The sequence below is a fragment of the Anaerolineae bacterium genome, assembly GCA_014360855.1.
Lineage (GTDB): Bacteria > Chloroflexota > Anaerolineae > JACIWP01 > JACIWP01 > JACIWP01.
The window spans coordinates 1-15,788 of record JACIWP010000041.1; the positions used below are offsets into that span (position 1 = coordinate 1).

At 65.9% G+C, this 15,788-nt stretch carries 12 protein-coding genes; 1 reads left to right on the forward strand and 11 read right to left on the reverse strand.

Annotated elements, in window-relative coordinates; all coding sequences use genetic code 11:
• Nucleotides 1-500, forward strand: a 500-nt coding sequence (locus H5T60_03655) for a phosphohydrolase (GenBank protein ID MBC7241526.1), incomplete at its 5' end; no start/stop codon positions are given.
• Nucleotide 501: 1 nt separating this feature from the next.
• Here the strand turns inward: H5T60_03655 and H5T60_03660 are convergent.
• From H5T60_03660 to H5T60_03710, 11 genes are all read right to left on the reverse strand, one after another.
• Nucleotides 502-996, reverse strand: a complete 495-nt coding sequence (locus H5T60_03660) for an NUDIX hydrolase (GenBank protein MBC7241527.1) — start codon at nt 994-996, stop codon at nt 502-504.
• A 67-nt stretch (nt 997-1,063) separates the two neighbouring features.
• Nucleotides 1,064-2,059 (reverse strand): uroporphyrinogen decarboxylase, encoded by a 996-nt coding sequence (locus H5T60_03665; GenBank protein MBC7241528.1) that lies wholly within the window; start codon nt 2,057-2,059, stop codon nt 1,064-1,066.
• On the reverse strand, nt 2,043-5,705 hold the full coding sequence (locus H5T60_03670; protein ID MBC7241529.1) for a DNRLRE domain-containing protein: 3,663 nt from the start codon (nt 5,703-5,705) through the stop codon (nt 2,043-2,045). Before H5T60_03670 ends, H5T60_03665 begins: the two co-directional genes overlap by 17 nt.
• A gap of 276 nt (nt 5,706-5,981) precedes the next feature.
• Nucleotides 5,982-8,084 (reverse strand): carbohydrate binding domain-containing protein, encoded by a 2,103-nt coding sequence (locus tag H5T60_03675; protein ID MBC7241530.1) that lies wholly within the window; start codon nt 8,082-8,084, stop codon nt 5,982-5,984.
• 178 nt (nt 8,085-8,262) lie between these two features.
• A complete protein-coding gene (locus H5T60_03680) occupies nt 8,263-9,036 on the reverse strand; it encodes a triose-phosphate isomerase (GenBank protein ID MBC7241531.1) in 774 nt (257 codons plus the stop codon).
• A 30-nt stretch (nt 9,037-9,066) separates the two neighbouring features.
• Entirely contained in the window at nt 9,067-10,239 is a 1,173-nt protein-coding gene (locus tag H5T60_03685; GenBank protein MBC7241532.1) for a phosphoglycerate kinase, read from the reverse strand.
• Nucleotides 10,240-10,341: 102 nt separating this feature from the next.
• A complete protein-coding gene (gene gap / locus H5T60_03690) occupies nt 10,342-11,355 on the reverse strand; it encodes a type I glyceraldehyde-3-phosphate dehydrogenase (protein MBC7241533.1) in 1,014 nt (337 codons plus the stop codon).
• 177 nt (nt 11,356-11,532) lie between these two features.
• Entirely contained in the window at nt 11,533-12,096 is a 564-nt protein-coding gene (locus H5T60_03695; protein ID MBC7241534.1) for a GAF domain-containing protein, read from the reverse strand.
• A gap of 75 nt (nt 12,097-12,171) precedes the next feature.
• On the reverse strand, nt 12,172-13,425 hold the full coding sequence (locus H5T60_03700) for a YvcK family protein (protein ID MBC7241535.1): 1,254 nt from the start codon (nt 13,423-13,425) through the stop codon (nt 12,172-12,174).
• 178 nt (nt 13,426-13,603) lie between these two features.
• Nucleotides 13,604-14,560 (reverse strand): tetratricopeptide repeat protein, encoded by a 957-nt coding sequence (locus H5T60_03705; protein MBC7241536.1) that lies wholly within the window; start codon nt 14,558-14,560, stop codon nt 13,604-13,606.
• 20 nt (nt 14,561-14,580) lie between these two features.
• A complete protein-coding gene (locus tag H5T60_03710) occupies nt 14,581-15,543 on the reverse strand; it encodes a site-specific integrase (protein MBC7241537.1) in 963 nt (320 codons plus the stop codon).
• Nucleotides 15,544-15,788: the final 245 nt, after the last annotated feature.

The window sequence follows — 15,788 nt, forward strand, 5'->3', positions numbered from 1 at the left end:
TGTTTCATGATGTGGGCATTTCTGTCCACCGGGACAACCATGAGCTGTACAGCCTGCTGATCGCGCATGGGAAACTGCGGGAGCTGGTGGGAGAGCTGTTCCAGGAGCCTCAACGCACCATCGTTATCTCGGAGACCATGCATGCCATCATTGCTCACCGCGCCGACCAGCGCTGTCTGACCATCGAGGCCGGCGTGGTCAAGGTGGCGGACGCCCTGGACATGACGCAGGGGCGCTCCCGCATCCCGTTTGAGGCCGGCCAGGCCAACATCCATTCGGTGTCGGCCATGGCCATCGAGAACGTCAGCATTGAGAAAGGGGAGAAGACGCCCATCCGCATCGAGGTGACGATGAGCAACTCTGCCGGCATCTTTCAGCTCGACGAACTGCTCAAGCGCAAGCTGGCCAGCTCGTCCATCGCTCTCTACGTGCAGTTGCGCGCCCATATCGCCGGCGAGACGGAGAAGCGCATCCTCGATTTCTACACCCTGGGGGAATAGCCTATTCGCTCAGGCATTGGAGCAGGCGCCGGCTGAAGCGCAGTTGTTCGAGGCTGTGGGAGAGGATCATCTCCTCCTGGTCCCAGCGGTAATGGTACAGCAGTTCGCCGCCGGCGGCCGTGGACATATGCACTTCCGCCCTTTCCAGCCGGTCCATGTCCAGCCACTGAAGGGCATCGTGCTCGGATGGGGAGAGCCGCACCTCGCCGACGCGATACTCCCCCACATAGTCAATAAAGAGGATATCGCGGCCGTCGTGCAGGCCGGCCTCCACGATGCAGGGGGCCAGTACCGCGACATCCTCGAGGCCAGTTTCCTCCCGGATTTCCCGCTGTATGGCCGAAAGAGGGTTCTCGCCGGCCTCCACACGGCCGCCGGGCGGCACCCAGATGCGCGGCGGCTGTACCCGGTGCAGGAACAGCACCTCCCGGCCGGCCCGCCAGATGAGGACGGAGACCGCCACCAGAGGCCGCCAGTACGTTTCCCCCATTTTCAACCCATTCCTCCACACGCCGGCGCATCATTTTGTGGATAAACGGCGAGTTATCCACAGGAAACCGGGGCTAAACGCCAGGGTTTTCCACAGCTTGCCTGACAGCGCGGATGTTGATGATGGGCGCGACCACTGGCGTGACACAGCCCGTGCCCAGGATGAGCCGCCGGCCCCCCGTCTGGGCGATGGCGTCGGCCGCCTCGCGCTGTACGTCCGCCGGCGTGCCGCAGACCATGGTCTCCCACTGGCGCAGACCGCCGATAAGCGCGGCACTGGTGCGCGACAGGGCCTCCATCAGCGCCGGCGGCGTCTCGCGATCATGCCAGTTGATGGCCTGCACCGGATAGTCCGCCAGCAGGTCGAACATCACATCTGTGCCGTGGATGTGGAGCACGCAGAACCAGGCGCGCGGGCCGCATGCTTCCAGCACTCGCAGGTCAAAGGGCCGGCCGAAGCGGCGGTATTCCTCCTCGCTCATGATGCGGTAGGATGCGCTTTGCACCGCCAGGAAGATGCCGGCGGCGCCCGTGCCCATAACCTCTGCCACAAAGCGCTCGGTGGTGCGGGTGATGGTCTCCAGGCCGGCCAACAGGGCCTCCGGATGTGTGCGCATATGGATCAGCAGGCGCTCGTCGCCGGCCAGATAGCGCGCCTGGGCCAGGGGGTTGAAGATCGTCTGGACCAGCGGCGTGTCGGGAAGTTCCGCCGCCAGGGAACGCAGACATTCTAACTGCCGGCCCAGCGCGCCGCGCGTGACATCCAGCTCTTCCAGCCGGTACCAGTCCGCCGGCTCCTGCACCACACGCCGGCGGTAGCGCCGCGCTCCTTCGGGATTGCCATCGTAATAGTGCTCAACGCCCCAATCTTCCACACAGAAACTGCTGGCCGGCGAGACCTTGAGGAAGTCGAAGTCGAATTCCCGTTGGAATACTGCATGGGCCGCCGAGAGGGCCTGCGGGTCCTGGTCATCGCCGGGAAAGTGGCGCCAGAGCGCCACCGGCACGCGATCCGCCGGCTCTCCATGCACGACGGCTTCCAGGCGCTGGCGTTTATCCCATGCGCTCATTTTCGTCCTCTCCTGTGCTGATAGTGGTATCCTCCCAATCCGCCGGTGTCAGCCGCCGCCGGCTCCGCCGGTCCACTAACCCCGGACTGCGCAGGAGCACCATGGCGGCCACCAGCAGTAGCCCCAGCAGGATAAACACCGGCGCGCAGGGGAGACACGCGGCCGAGGCGGGCGGCGCTGGAAGCGGCGTCTCCGTCGGTGTCGGCGGGACAGCAGGGGTAGGGCTGACTGCCGGCGTGACTGTCTCCACCGGCAAAGGCACGGCCGTTGCTGTCGCGGACGGGGTGGTCGTCGCGCTGGGCGCCGGCGTGGCGGTATGGGTGGGCGTGGCCGGCGGTGTAGTGACGGTGGGGCTGACCGGCACGGCGGTGGGGCTGGCGGTCGGCGTCGCCCAAGTAGGTGTAGGAGTGGGGACGGCGCCGATCGGCGTCTCCGTCGGCGTTCTGGTCGGCGTGGATCGCGTGGGGGTGGCGGTGGGTGTTGCGGTCCAGGTGGGCGTCCCGCTCGCCGTCGGCGTCGCCGTGATGATGGGCGGCAGGACCGGTGGGAGCGGCGTGGGCGTATCGGTGGGCGGCGGCGCCGGCGTGAAGGTCGCGGTCGGGCGCGGTGTGGCAGTCGCGGTGGCGGTGGGCGTCGGCGCTGCTGTGGCCGTATGAGTGGCCGTCGGCGCCGGCGTATGGGTGGGTGTATGCGTCAGCGCCGGCGTAGCGGTATGGGTCGGCGTGGCGCTCGGCGCCGGCGTGTGCGTCGGCGTGGCGCTCGGAGACGGTGTATGCGTCGGCGTGGCGCTGGGCGCCGGCGTGTGCGTGGCCGTTGCTGTCGGAGACGGCGTGTTGGTCGGCGTAGCGGTCGGGGTTGCCGAGGGCGTCGGGGTCCATGTCGGCGTGGCTGTCTCGGTAGCCGTCGGCGTCGGGGTGGCGGTGTCCGTGGGCGTGGCGGTGGCAGTAGGCGTATGGGTGACGGTCGGCGTCGGCGTTTCTGTAGGAGTGGCGGTGGGGGTGGAAGTAGCGGTCGGCGTATAGGTGGGCAGGACGAACTGCACCGCCAGCGCCGGCCGGTTCGCGACGCCGGCGCTTTCTGCGCTGGCGATGTTGTACTGGACGCCGGCCGGCCCTTCGCCGCGCAGGATGACGCCGAAATTGGTCTCCGGGTTGGCCACCCACTGGCGCACCATATCGGTGATGTCAAACTCGTACCAGGTGCCGGCGCCCTGCAGGGTCTTCGCGTCGTTCGGCGGGGAAATATCCTCCCCCAGCGCCCGCGCCCCGGGCTGTGCCCAGGTGCTGTCGGCTGTGGCGAGCACCCAGGTGGCGCTCTTCTCATCCCAGACCCGCACGATCATGTGCGCCGAGGCCGCTATGATATTGGGGTTGCTCTGGCTGGAGACATATACCCGCAGGGTGGCGCGCTGGACCTGGGCGTCCCGTGGGATGGCACTGCAGTCGAAGCGGAACAGGCTGGCCATCCAGTCGCCGGAGCGCACTGCCAGGGAGGAGCTGAGGCTGTAGTTCTGGTCGGGGGTCCAGCCGCTGATATAGGTGTCCTGGGCGCCGGCGTATCCGCCCGTGCCCTGCCGCAGTATCAGCTCGAAGGGCACGCCGGGTGTGGGGGTGGCCGGCGTCTCCGTTGGGGTGGGGGTGAATGTGCGGGTCGGCGCCGGCGTCGGTGTGGGGGCGCCTGGGCCAGGAGTATCCGTCGGGGCCGGCGGCTGGGAGGCCGGCGTCGGCGTGCGGGTGGGCGTCGGTGGGAGCGGCGCCCCGGGGGTCGGGGTGCGCACGCCGGCGCGCCATTCATGCCGCAGGAGCACCATATGGAGATACTCGTCCGGCCCATCTCGCAGGGAGTTCAGGCGAAAATCGGCGCCGTAGTCCATATTGTTGGCGAAATAGGCGTCCTCCAGGGTGAAGGTAGTGCGCACCCAGCCGACAGGTCCGCCGGGTTTCTGGATAAGGTAGGAGCGGGGCTGGCCGGCCTTATCGCGGTACTCGAACGCGATGGCATCATTCCCGTTATTCAGGTACCAGAGGGTGACCACCCAGCGGCTTTCCGCGGGGTCTGCGGCGAAGTGATAGCCGTCGTCAATGTCGAAGTACATGAGGTACTGGCCGCCGGCCTGGTCGGTGCGCCGTGTGTATTTCCCCTCGTAGAACGGCGGCACGGTGTAGACGTCCTGCACGAAGACCGTGCGGGCATTGGGGATGCGGGTGCCGTCGCGCCCATATTCCATGCGGTACAGGAAGAACTGGTGATCGCGGTGCTGGGCGGTGCAGTTATCGGTGGGGGTGTCGAACATGACCGTCCAGACATCGGGGGTATTGGAAACATCCTTGCCCAGGTGGTCAAGGGCGAACTGGTTCATCCAGCGCAGTTCGGCGGCGTAGGGGATATCCGGCTCCAGGGCATCGTAGCGCCAGACGCCGGCGGGGAACTTGTAGAGCCGGCCGTTGGCCCACACCTCCCCCGGCCAGTTGGGCGGAAAGATGATGTCGGCATGCTTGTCCAGCGCGTTCAGGTACGACCACCAGGTCTGGAAATAGTCCTTGTTGAAGAACTTGTGGAAGGGTGCCAGCCAGCTCCCGCGCTCGAAGGCCACCGGTATCTCCTGCCAGTGGTCCACCATGTTCTGCACCGAGCCGTAGACGGTGTACGGGCCGGAGGAGCCCAGCACCTGGCAGGTGAACCAGTTGGCATCCCATTCGTCGAGGGAATTGTTCTGGAGGCCCACGCCGCGCTGGAGGCAGTACGTCTCGATGGTCGGCCGCTCCCACAGCTCCTCACGATATGGAGGGGTCGAATACCACAGGTCGCACTTGTAGCCGTAGCTGGGGGCCTGCATGATGACCAGCGGCGTCTGCTGGAAGGCGTCGGCGTAGGCGGCTACGGTCTCGGTGACGAAGCGGATCCAGTCACAGCCGGAGAGCCGCCGGCCGTAGGTCGGGTCGCTCTGATAGTACCAGTCCTTGATGTTCCCCTTGTTATCGTTGCGCTCGGGATGCATTTCCCCGTACAGTCCCAGCGCGATCTGCACCAGCACCAGGTCCGGGTCGCTGTCATAACGCGCCGCCAGGTCCTTGGCGAAGCGGCGCACCGCCTTCCAGAGCTGGGGATCGCGATAATTGGGCACCTTGATGCCCTGGGGGAAGCTGGAGTTCTGGAAGACCCAGTACGGCGGCGTCATGCGGTTTTCCACCCATGTGGGGATACCGTAGGCGCCGCGGTTCTGATACAAGAGGACCCGCAGGATCCATTTGTTGCCGTGGGCTTTCTCCTGGGCGACCCAGTTGTCAATGACCGACCAGTCGTATATGCCCTCGCCCTGGCCGTTGACCTGGGACCAGAGGATTTCCAGTTGACTGCCGGTGAGCTGTGGGTCGGTATAGTATCCCTTCAGGTGGTCCCAGTTCTCGAAGGCGTAGAGGCCGGGGACGATCTTCTTTTTCGGGGAGACGGCCTGGGCTTCCGCCGGCACCGGCGTCGGCGTGGCGCTGGGCGAGGGCGCCGGCAGGGGCGCGGTCGGCACGCCGGCTTCCCCCTGGAGGATGACCCATACCAGGATGGCCAGGCACAAGGCCAGCACGCCGGCCACCACGAACAGGCCCACTACGCGCCGGTCCAATCCCTTCCCTGTCCGACTGTGTTCAGACATCGCCTGTCCCCCGTCTTGGCGGCCGCCGCTCGCGGCGCGGGGTGAAGGATCGCATCGTCCTCTCCTTCGGGGTCTGGGCGGCCCTGGCGCATGAGCGCATCCCGGACGGTGTGGGCCGGCAGGGGCGGGAACCTGGGATGGGCAGGGGAGACAAAGACAGCCTCATGCATCCTTCTCGCACTGGGTTGGCGTGGTCCGGCTTTATGTCATATCCTGGGGGATTATAGCGGAGCGCCGGCCGTTTGTCAAAGCCGGCGCACATCGGCTGTGCCGCGCTCATGGCCCGTCCCCGAACAGACGGAAGGGCAAGATGAGCCGGCGCATGGCCGAGAGCGGTTTGCTGGCCTGGAACACCACGTGATACGAATAATGGCCCCAGGCGTTGCCGCCGCAGGAGTCTATCACCGGCGGGGTGGTGTTGCTCAGGTTCTCCACCAGGTCGCTGGAATAGTCGCGCACGCGCACACTGCGCGATTCGCCAGCGAACATGGGGAAGTCCAGGTAGCCGGCCGGCTTGTACGGGTCTTTGCCCGTGCGCTCGTCGGTATATGCCCCGCCCGGCAGGAACAGCCGCAGATAGATATCGTTCAGCCCGCGGCCCTCGTGGTCCAGCACCCAGATATACAGGTTGTGATTCATATGGTTTTCCTCGCAGGAGAGGAAACGGGCCGAGGCGGCGACGAAGTCGGGCCAATCCTGGCGCGCCCGCCAGTTGATGACCAGGCGCTGGTGGCCGTTGACGCAGTCGGCCGAGGTGGGGATGCCGGCGGTTACTGGGCTGGTTTGGGGAACGTACATCTGGCCGGCGATGGGCGAGATAGGATTGCCGGCGGCGTCCACCACGGCGGCCTGCCAGGTGGCGGCCAGAGGAGCGTTCGCCACCAGCACCTCCCAATGCCCACTGCTGTCGGATGGGGCGGACACGGTCTGTCCCCACTGCGGTGCCCAGACCTTCACCCGCTGGCCGGCCAGAGGACTGCCGGCGGCGTCGCGGATGGTGCCCTCCAGGATGGTGCGCTGACAATTCGGGTAGCCCACGATGATGCCGTCCGCGGCAAACTGCCAGCCGGATGGGCTGGTCGGCGTGGGCGTGGGCGAGACAGCCGGCGAGGGAGTGAAAGTGGGGGTCGGCCCGCCGGCGGTGGGGGTCGGCGAAGGGGTCGGGGAAGGCATGGCGGTCGGGGTAGGGGTGGCGGTGCCGGCGGCCTGCTCCCGCCAGACCGCGAAGAACGAAACATGGTGGTTATACGGCATGCCGATGCCGCGCAGTTCGTTGCCGTTCAGTGTCGCCCAGCGGTACGGCCCGCTCTGTCCCTGGTCCGGATAATAGGCTCCGCCGTAGATGGGCAAGTTGGCCCAGCCGCTGGCTTCGGGTGTGGCGCCGGCGGCGCCGTCCGGCCAGGAAAGCACAAATCCCTTTTGATCCAGCACGTTGCCCTGGGCGTCCAGGCACAGCCCAAAGACATGGTGGTCGCCGCCGCGCTCGGGGAAGGATGGGACATCATATACCCGTGCCCAGTCCGGCACATCGTCCCAAGAGCCGTTCACGGTGATGAAAGCGGCCATGAGCTGATAGCGCGCCGCGGGGTTCTGCTCCACGGTGACGTTGAGCTGGGTCAGCCTGGGGTCCCAATACGGGATCGGGCCGCCGTCCGAAGGGGTGGGTGTCGGCGGTGGTGTGGAAGTAGGCGAGCGGGTGGCTGTGGCCGTCGGGCTGGGGGCCGGCGTGGCGGTCGGTGTGGCGGTGGGCCGGGGGTAGGCACGCACGATCAGGGGCAGGAGGGATCGCGAACCACCGCTGGCCGGCCGGAGGTAGGCGTCGTCCAGCACAACGGCGGTGGCGGTGCCGGCGCTCCCCTGGTCCACGCGCAGGAAGACCGAGGCTGTGCTCTGGACAGCGGTGAAGGTGATGGAGATATGCCGCCAGTCCCCCACCCGCGTCCAGGCGTTGGACCAGGCGATGATGCCGGTGCTGGGATCCGTATCACCCAGCGGACCAATGCCGATGAGCGGGGTAATGGATGCGCCGGCGTCGGGCAGGAGCACGTAAAATCCCGCCTGATAGGCCGTGCCGGGGGTCAGGCCGGCGGCAACCTGATAGAGGCCGGCCTGATAGGCCTGTGTGCCTGCCAGGGTTTGTCCGGCGCCGGCGCGCCCGCTCCCCTGCCCGAATGTCACGGGGGAGCCTGCGGGGATGGTGAACGGGGTCCATCCATTCGCCACAGCGCCGGCGGGATGCGCGGCAAAGCCGGCCTCGAAGTTCCCATTGGTCAGCAGGTTGGCTCCGCCCTGGGCCAAGGCCAGGCCGCCGGCGGTTGTCCCCAGCGCCGCCAGCACCGCTATCGTCACCACCAGGCGCATCCACGTGAAGCCCCACATCGTCTACCTCCCCTGCGGCTGAACGCCTGTTGTTATTATACGCGTTTTGGAGTGCGGTACAGGCCTGTATGACGGGTTGGCCGGCGGGATTAACCTAAAAAATGGGACGCTTCCCGATCCGGTGTGATGAGAAGCGTCCCTGTATGCATATAGACGTGAAAGTGGCGCAGGCGATGCGTCAAGCGCCGAATTTCACCTTGGCGGCCAGGCGCACCATCTCGACGAACTCATCGGCCTTCAGGCTGGCGCCGCCGACCAGGGCGCCGTCGATGTCCGGGTACGCCATAAATTCGCGGATGTTCTTGGCGTTGGTGCTCCCGCCGTACTGGACGCGGATGGCCTGGGCGGTGCCGGCGTCGTACAGCTCGGCAAGGGTGCCGCGGATGACCCCGCCGATGACGCGGCTGGCCTGCTCGCCGGTGGCCGCCCGGCCCGTGCCGATGGCCCAGACGGGCTCGTAGGCGATGACGATCCGGCGGGCGGAATCGGCATCAATGCCGGCGAAGGCCGCCCGCACCTGGCCGCTCACCACCGCGTCGGTCTCGCCGGCCTCGTTCTGGGCCAGGTTCTCCCCGACGCAGACGATGGGCGTCAGCCCGTGGGCCAGCGCCGCCTTGACCTTGCGGTTGACGCCCTCATCGGTTTCCCCGAAGTAGGTGCGGCGCTCCGAGTGCCCGATGATGACATATTGGCACAGCCCTTTCAGCATCAGCGGGGATATCTCGCCGGTGAAGGCGCCCTTTTCCTCCCAATGCATGTTCTGGGCGCCCAGGCCGATGTCGGTGCCTTTCAGCAGGCCGGCCACTGGGTAGAGGCTGACGAAGGGCGGACATAGGACGCGCTCCACCTGGGGAACCGCCTGCAGACCGTCCAGCATGGCCCGCACCAGCTCCATGGCCTCTTCCACCGTGGTATGCATTTTCCAGTTGCCGGCGATGATGGGTGTGCGCATCATTGCAGACTCCTTTCTGGGCGGGAAGCCCTATTTGTCCAGCAGGGCGGCCACGCCCGGCAGGGTCTTGCCCTCGAGAAACTCCAGGGAGGCGCCGCCGCCGGTGGAAATATGGGTGATCTGATAGGCCACGCCGGCCTTCTGGACGGCCGCGACGGAGTCCCCGCCGCCTACGATGGTCGTGGCCGGCAGGGAGGCCAACGTCTCAGCGATGGCGAAGGTGCCGGCGGCGAAGTTGGGGAATTCGAACACACCCATGGGGCCGTTCCAGACCACGGTCCTGGCGTTTGCCAGCTCGGCGCGGAAGGCCGCCACGGTTTCAGGCCCGATGTCCAGCACGCGCCAACCGGCCGGCACGGCATCCACCTTCACCACGCGGCGCTCTGCGTCGTTATCGAAGCGGTCGGCGATGACCACGTCCACGGGAAGGCGCAGTTTGTCGCCGGCGGCCTGCAGGAGCTCCCGGGCGATATCCAGGCTCTCCATCTCCACCAGGGAATCGCCCATTTCGTAGCCCATGGCCTTCAGGAAGGTGTTGGCCATGCCGCCGCCGATGAGCAGGCGGTCCACCCGCGAGAGCAGGTTGCGGATGACGCCGATTTTGTCGGAGATTTTGGCGCCGCCCAGGATAGTGATGAAGGGGCGCTCGGGAGATTCCAGGGCCTTGCCCAGGAAGGTCAGCTCCTTTTCCATGAGGAAGCCGGCCACGGCCGGCAGGTACTGGGCGATGCCAACGGTGCTGGCGTGGGCGCGATGGGCCGCGCCAAAGGCGTCGTTGACGTACACATCGCCCAATTTGGCCAGTTGGGCGGCGAAGGCCGGGTCGTTCTTTTCCTCCTCGGGATGGAAGCGCAGGTTCTCCAGCAGGAGCACCTCGCCCTCGCCCAAGGCTTGTACGGCCGCCTCGACCTCCGGGCCGATGCAGTCGCGCACGTAGTGCACCTCCTGTCCGAGCAGTTCGGACAGCCGGCGCGCCACCGGCTCCAGGCGCAGGTCGTCGGAGGGGCCGCCTTTGGGCCGGCCCAGGTGCGACATCAGGATCACGCGCGCCCCGCGGTCGATCAGGTAGCGGATGGTGGGGAGGGCGGCGCGAATGCGGGTATCATCGGTGACCTGTCCCTTTTCCAGGGGCACGTTGAAATCGACGCGCACCAGCACCCGCTTGCCGGCCACGTCGATGTCGCGCACAGTCTTCTTGTTCATGGTATACCTCCTGTTCGGGAACATATGCGGATGCGGCCAGAAAAAAGGGGTGGAGGGCACCGTGGCGGGCCTCACACCCCTTCCATGCCTTGCCGGCTGGGCTTACCAGCCCTTGGAGACGACGTAGCCGACCAAATCGGCCACCCGACACGAGTAGCCCCACTCGTTGTCGTACCAGGAGAGCACCTTGACCATCTTGTCGCCGATGACCATAGTGCTCAGCGCGTCCACGATGGAGGAGCGGGGATCGCCCTTGAAGTCCATGGAGACCAGCGGCTCCTCGCAGTAGCCCAGGATGCCCTTCATGGGGCCCTCGGAGGCGGCCTTCAGCGCGGCGTTGACCGCTTCCACGCTGACGGGTTTTTCGGTCTCGGCCACGAAGTCCACGACGGAGACAGTGGGGGTGGGCACGCGCAGGGCGATGCCGTCCACCTTGCCCTTCAGCTCCGGAAGCACCAAGGAGAGAGCGCGGGCGGCGCCGGTGGTGGTGGGGATGATGTTGAGGCCGGCGGCCCGGGCGCGCCGCAGGTCTTTATGCGGCAGGTCCAGGATGCGCTGGTCGTTGGTGTAGGAGTGCACTGTGGTCATGAAGCCGCGCACGATGCCGAACTCGTCCAGGATAACCTTGGCCAGCGGTGCCAGGCAGTTGGTGGTGCAGGAGGCATTGGAGATGAGGACATGTTGGGCCGGGTCGTATTTGTGCTCATTGACGCCCAGGACGATGGTGATGTCCTCGCCCTTCGCCGGCGCGGTGATGATGACCTTCTTGGCGCCGGCCTGGAGGTGTTTGCTGGCCCCCTCGCGCGTGGTGAAGATGCCGGTGGATTCGATCACCAGCTCCACCCCCAGCTCGCGCCAGGGGAGATTGGCCGGCTCCTTCTCCGCCAGGACGATGATCTCATGGCCGTTGACCACCAGGTTGTTGCCCTTGACCTCCACCGTGCCGGGGAAAATGCCGTAGTTGGAGTCATATTTCAGCAGATGGGCATTGGTGTGGGCGTCCATCAGGTCATTGATGGCCACTACCTGGATGTCTCCGGACAGGCGTTCGCCCATGGCTTTGAGCACCTGCCGGCCGATGCGTCCGAAACCGTTGATTCCTACTTTGACCGTCATGGATATGTTCCTCCTTATATGGTTGGTAAGATGGCATGAAATAGCGTTTGGCGAGCTGAACGGATGTTCCCGCACCCATCCGCAGGTTCGGATGACGCGCTGACACTGCGGGGGGACCATAGAGCGGCGATGCGGTTGTCGCCGGCGGCGGTGCCGGCGGATGTTCGTCAGTTGGACTTAATCGTCGAACAGGCGCTCCTGATAGGAAAGGAGCATCTCGTAATCGCCCTTCAGCACCTGGTACAGCCGGGCGTTATCAATGGCCAGCGCGGCCAGGTCCGCGATGAGGCTGAGAAACTCGATCTCCTCATCGCTGAACTCCCGTCTTTCGGCTGTGTATACCCGCATGACGCCGATGATCTGTCCCCGTGTGGCCAGGGGCACCACCAACACCGAGCGGATGCCCTCCAGTTTGGCCCATTCCGGGTACTGAAAGCGCTCGTCCTCCGTGGCATCGGGAATGATGACGGTATTGCCGCGCAGTACCTGGCGGTCCACGCCGCTCTTGTCCACCTCGACGTCTCCTTTGCGCAGGTACTGTTCGCTGAGGCCGTAGGCGGCGCCGAAGACGAGCCGCTTGCGGTCCCGGCTCAGCAGGCGGATGGAGCAGGCCTTGGCGTGCATGTGCTCGGCGGTGATCTTGGCTACCCGCTGGAGGACCTCCGGCAGGTCCAGGCTGGAGTTGATGGTGTGTGCGATGTCGTAGAGGGCGTGGTAATAGTCCTTTTCCCGGTTCGACATCTTTGTCTCCTTTCCGTTGGAACTGGGCCGGCGCCGGCCGGCGCCGGCATGTCTCTACCGCCCTTCGTCCACACCTCATGCGCCCTGCGGTTTGCGCTTGTTAAAGGCCTCGAACAAAGCCCGGGCGAGCTTATGGGAATCGTGCCGCCAGGGCCGTTCGGCATCCACCAGCTCCGCGCGGAGCAGGAGATAGTGAGGCGGCATTGCCTCCCGGACAGTCACCATCTGGTAATTGGCCTCCGCCGGCGGGGTCACCGGCTGGCTGTTGACCAGCACACAGTCCACCAGCCCCGGGCCGACATGCTGTTCCAGCGCCCGCAGGTGATCCTCCACGGAGAAACCGTCCGTCTCGCCCGGTTGGGTGGCCACGTTGCACACGTACACCTTGAGGGCGCGGGAAGCGCGGATGGCGCGGGCGATATCCGGCACCAGCAGGTTCGGCAGGATGCTGGTGTACAGGCTCCCCGGCCCGATGATGATCATGTCGGCGTCCAGGATAGCGCGCACCGCCCCGGGGTAGGCCGGCGGCTCCTCCGGCTTCAGGTACACCCGTTCAATCGGCCAGCCCTGTTCGGGGATGACCGACTCCCCCTCCACCCGCCGCACCAGCACCTGGTCATTCTGGGCCATCCGCAGGTCCGCGTACAGGGTGACGTTCTCCAGCGTGGAGGGCATGATCTGCCCCTGGATGGCCAGCACCTTGCCCGACTCGATGATGGCGCGCTCGAAATTGCCCGTGATGCCCACCATGGCGGCGATGAACAGGTTGCCGAAGCTGTGGCCGTCCAGGCCGGCGCCGGCGGCGAAGCGGTACTGGAACAGTTTGGTGATGAGCGCCTCATCGTTGGCCAGGGCGGCCAGACAGTTGCGAAAATCTCCCGGCGGGAGCACTCCCAGCTCCCGGCGCAGGCGGCCGGAGCTTCCGCCATCATCGGCAACCGTCACGATCGCCGTGATATGCGCCGTGTAATGCTTCAACCCCCGCAAAAGGGTAGACAAGCCCGTACCGCCGCCGATGGCCACCACTTTGGGGCCGCGTTCCCGCTGGCGCTGGCGGTACAGGACATCCACAATGCTCTCGCCGTTGGGCAGATGGAGGGCATCCAGCAGAGAGCGGTTGAGCTGGAAGACGGCGACGGTGATGGCGCTCAGGCCGGCAAGCCCAAACAAAGCCGCCCGTACCGGGCGGCTGAGAAACTGGAGCGTCACATAGTAGGCAATCGGCGGGAAGGTCCAGGTCTGGTAAATATCCCGCAGGATATATGCCAGTCCCAGGCCAATTGCCGCCACGCCGGCCAACAGCAACAGCAACCAGCGCTTCACGCGCATGCCGGGCAGCATCCATTTATACAGATCGCTGACCGAACGCCCCCACCTCATGCGGCCGCGCGCCTCCACCAGTTGCCCATCGTATTCACTTTTCGCCCAAGGATATTATAACCGATTTCTGTCATAAAGTCAAAACAACCCACGGATAGAGAAAATTGTCACAAAGTGGCGTGCCGGCTCAGGGGGCCGCCGGCGTCAGCGCCGGCAGGCTCTGCAAGAGATAGCCCAGCTCCACCTTGGCTATGACGTAGAGCGTCTGATCCGTGTTCTCCGCCAGGGCCACTGCCTGCTCGTAGGCGGCGATGGCTTCCGGGTAGCGCCGCAGGCCGGCCAGCGCCCGCCCCAGCATCAAGTGCGCCATGGCCGAATCGGGGCGCAGACGCACCGCCTCGCTGGCATCGGCCAGGGCCGGCGCAAAAGCATTCACCTCATTATAATACTGGGCGCGCTCTGTCAAAAATGCCGCCTCGTCCGTTGACAGCTCCCGGCCGCGGGAGAAGGCCTCCTGCGCTTGCGCCGCATTCCCGGTGACTTCCGCCAGCACCCCCAGCCGGATGTACCATTCGGGGTTCTGCGGGTCCAGGCGGGTATTTTCTTCCATGAGGGGAACTGCCTCGGAAAGCCTCCCCTGGAGGATATAATCCTGGGCGCGATGCAGGTTGCGGCTGGTGGCCAGGACCACAGGGTCCGGCCGGGCGATGACGTACATGACCACCACAGCGATGATCAGCACGCCGGCCGCGATGCCGGCCAGCAGGCCAAGGCGTCGGAGCTGGCGCCGGCGCTCCTGTGCCAGCTCCTCGTCCAGGAACCACCACCAGGCCTCGCTGGGCGGCGTGCGCTGGGCGCGCAGAGCGGCCAGCCCGCCGGCGGCGCGCAGTTCCCGCAGGAAGCGGGCCTTGCGCTGGCGCAGGGAGGCATGCAGGCTTTCCAGCCGCGTTTCCTCCGGGCGCAGGTCAATCCCCAGCTCTTTCAGCCGGCGGTGTTCGGCATCTATCTCGTCCAGCAGGGTCAGCAGGCGCGCCGCGGATGCGCCGGCGCCCGGCAGGTTAGCGGCGAGCCTTTCCGCCTCCGACAGGAGTTGGCGCAGGGTATCAGCTGGGGTCTGGGGCGTATCTCGGACGACGAATTTCATGCTGACCTCGTGTTCCCGCGTTACAGCGCCGGCTCGGCCAGCCGCTGGAGCTTCTCCAGCGTCTCGCGCCAGCGCAGTTTGGACAGGCCCAATTTGCGGCGCAGGGCGGCCTCGTCCATGCCGGCCCGGTAGTCCCGCAGGGCGGCGGTCCAGCGCATCATCTCGAAGGAGATGCCGCCGTCAATGCCGGCCAGCTCGGCCAGATGATTCAGCACATATTCCAGGTTGCGGGCCGTGCATTCGAAGAGGTGCTCGGCCGGCTGGTACTGGGCGCGGTACTCCCGCAGTAGCGTCACGATTTCCGCCGGCAGTTTCAGCGTGCGCTCCTTGTACTTCTGGCGTACCTGGGGATAGCGGATATGCAGTGCCGGCCCCTCCGGATGGGTGATGTCAATGTCCGCCAGGTGGATGTTCATGCATTCGGTCTTCTTGATGCCGGTCTGGAGCAGGAGCTCGAAGAGGAGCCACGGCCGCCAGTCCGGCTTCTCGCCCTGCGCGAGCCGCTGGGCGGCTTCCCGCACTTGGGCGATCTGCCCCTCGGAAAGGACGCGCGGCAGGGGGGTGTAGGCCGGCTGATGCACCAGCGGCGCGGCCGGATCATGCGGCAGGGTCCCCTCTTCGTACAGCCAGCCGAAGAAGACCTTCAGGGTGGTGAGCCGGCGGGCATAGGACTTGGGTTTGCAGGGCCGGCCGCGCTCGCGCACGAGGTAGGTCAGGAACCCCTGCAGGTCGCGCGTGCCGATCTCGCCGACAGGGCGGTCGGGTGGGATGAATTCGCACAGGATGCGCAGGTCGGCGCGGAAGGCGGTGATGGTGTTGCGGGTGAAGCCCTTGCGCACCATGGCGTCCTCGAAGGCGCGGATGGCCTCGCGCAGGGGAGCGCGCGCGGAGAGGGCCGGCGCGGCCGGCGCTTCCTCAGCCGGCGGTACCGCCGGCGGTCCCTCGAATTCCGGAAACAGCGGAAGCTGTTCTATGGTATCCACCCCAGACTCCTGAGCCAGTCAAACAGGTCGCTTCTGTGCCCCTGCGACATGCAGATTGCCTTCCTGCTGCCCGAAGCATATTATAGAAGCTGGTTCGCGTGGTGTCAAAGGGTCGGCGGGCTGGGTCTTACCCACTTTTGACAGTACGACGTCCTCCTGCTATTTGGTAGTTGCGAAACCAACCATAGAGCAGAGAGGGCGTCGTGACACTAACATACCATGATGTACTGGCATTTGTCCAATTG

Bases quoted from the DNA above. Each gene is read 5' to 3' on its own strand.
- H5T60_03665 (MBC7241528.1), bottom strand. From the start codon at position 2,059: ATGAGCGCATGGGATAAACGCCAGCGCCTGGAAGCCGTCGTGCATGGA.
- H5T60_03670 (MBC7241529.1), bottom strand. From the start codon at position 5,705: ATGTCTGAACACAGTCGGACAGGGAAGGGATTGGACCGGCGCGTAGTG.
- H5T60_03675 (MBC7241530.1), bottom strand. From the start codon at position 8,084: ATGTGGGGCTTCACGTGGATGCGCCTGGTGGTGACGATAGCGGTGCTG.
- H5T60_03680 (MBC7241531.1), bottom strand. From the start codon at position 9,036: ATGCGCACACCCATCATCGCCGGCAACTGGAAAATGCATACCACGGTG.
- H5T60_03685 (MBC7241532.1), bottom strand. From the start codon at position 10,239: ATGAACAAGAAGACTGTGCGCGACATCGACGTGGCCGGCAAGCGGGTG.
- gap (MBC7241533.1), bottom strand. From the start codon at position 11,355: ATGACGGTCAAAGTAGGAATCAACGGTTTCGGACGCATCGGCCGGCAG.
- H5T60_03695 (MBC7241534.1), bottom strand. From the start codon at position 12,096: ATGTCGAACCGGGAAAAGGACTATTACCACGCCCTCTACGACATCGCA.
- H5T60_03700 (MBC7241535.1), bottom strand. From the start codon at position 13,425: ATGCGCGTGAAGCGCTGGTTGCTGTTGCTGTTGGCCGGCGTGGCGGCA.
- H5T60_03705 (MBC7241536.1), bottom strand. From the start codon at position 14,560: ATGAAATTCGTCGTCCGAGATACGCCCCAGACCCCAGCTGATACCCTG.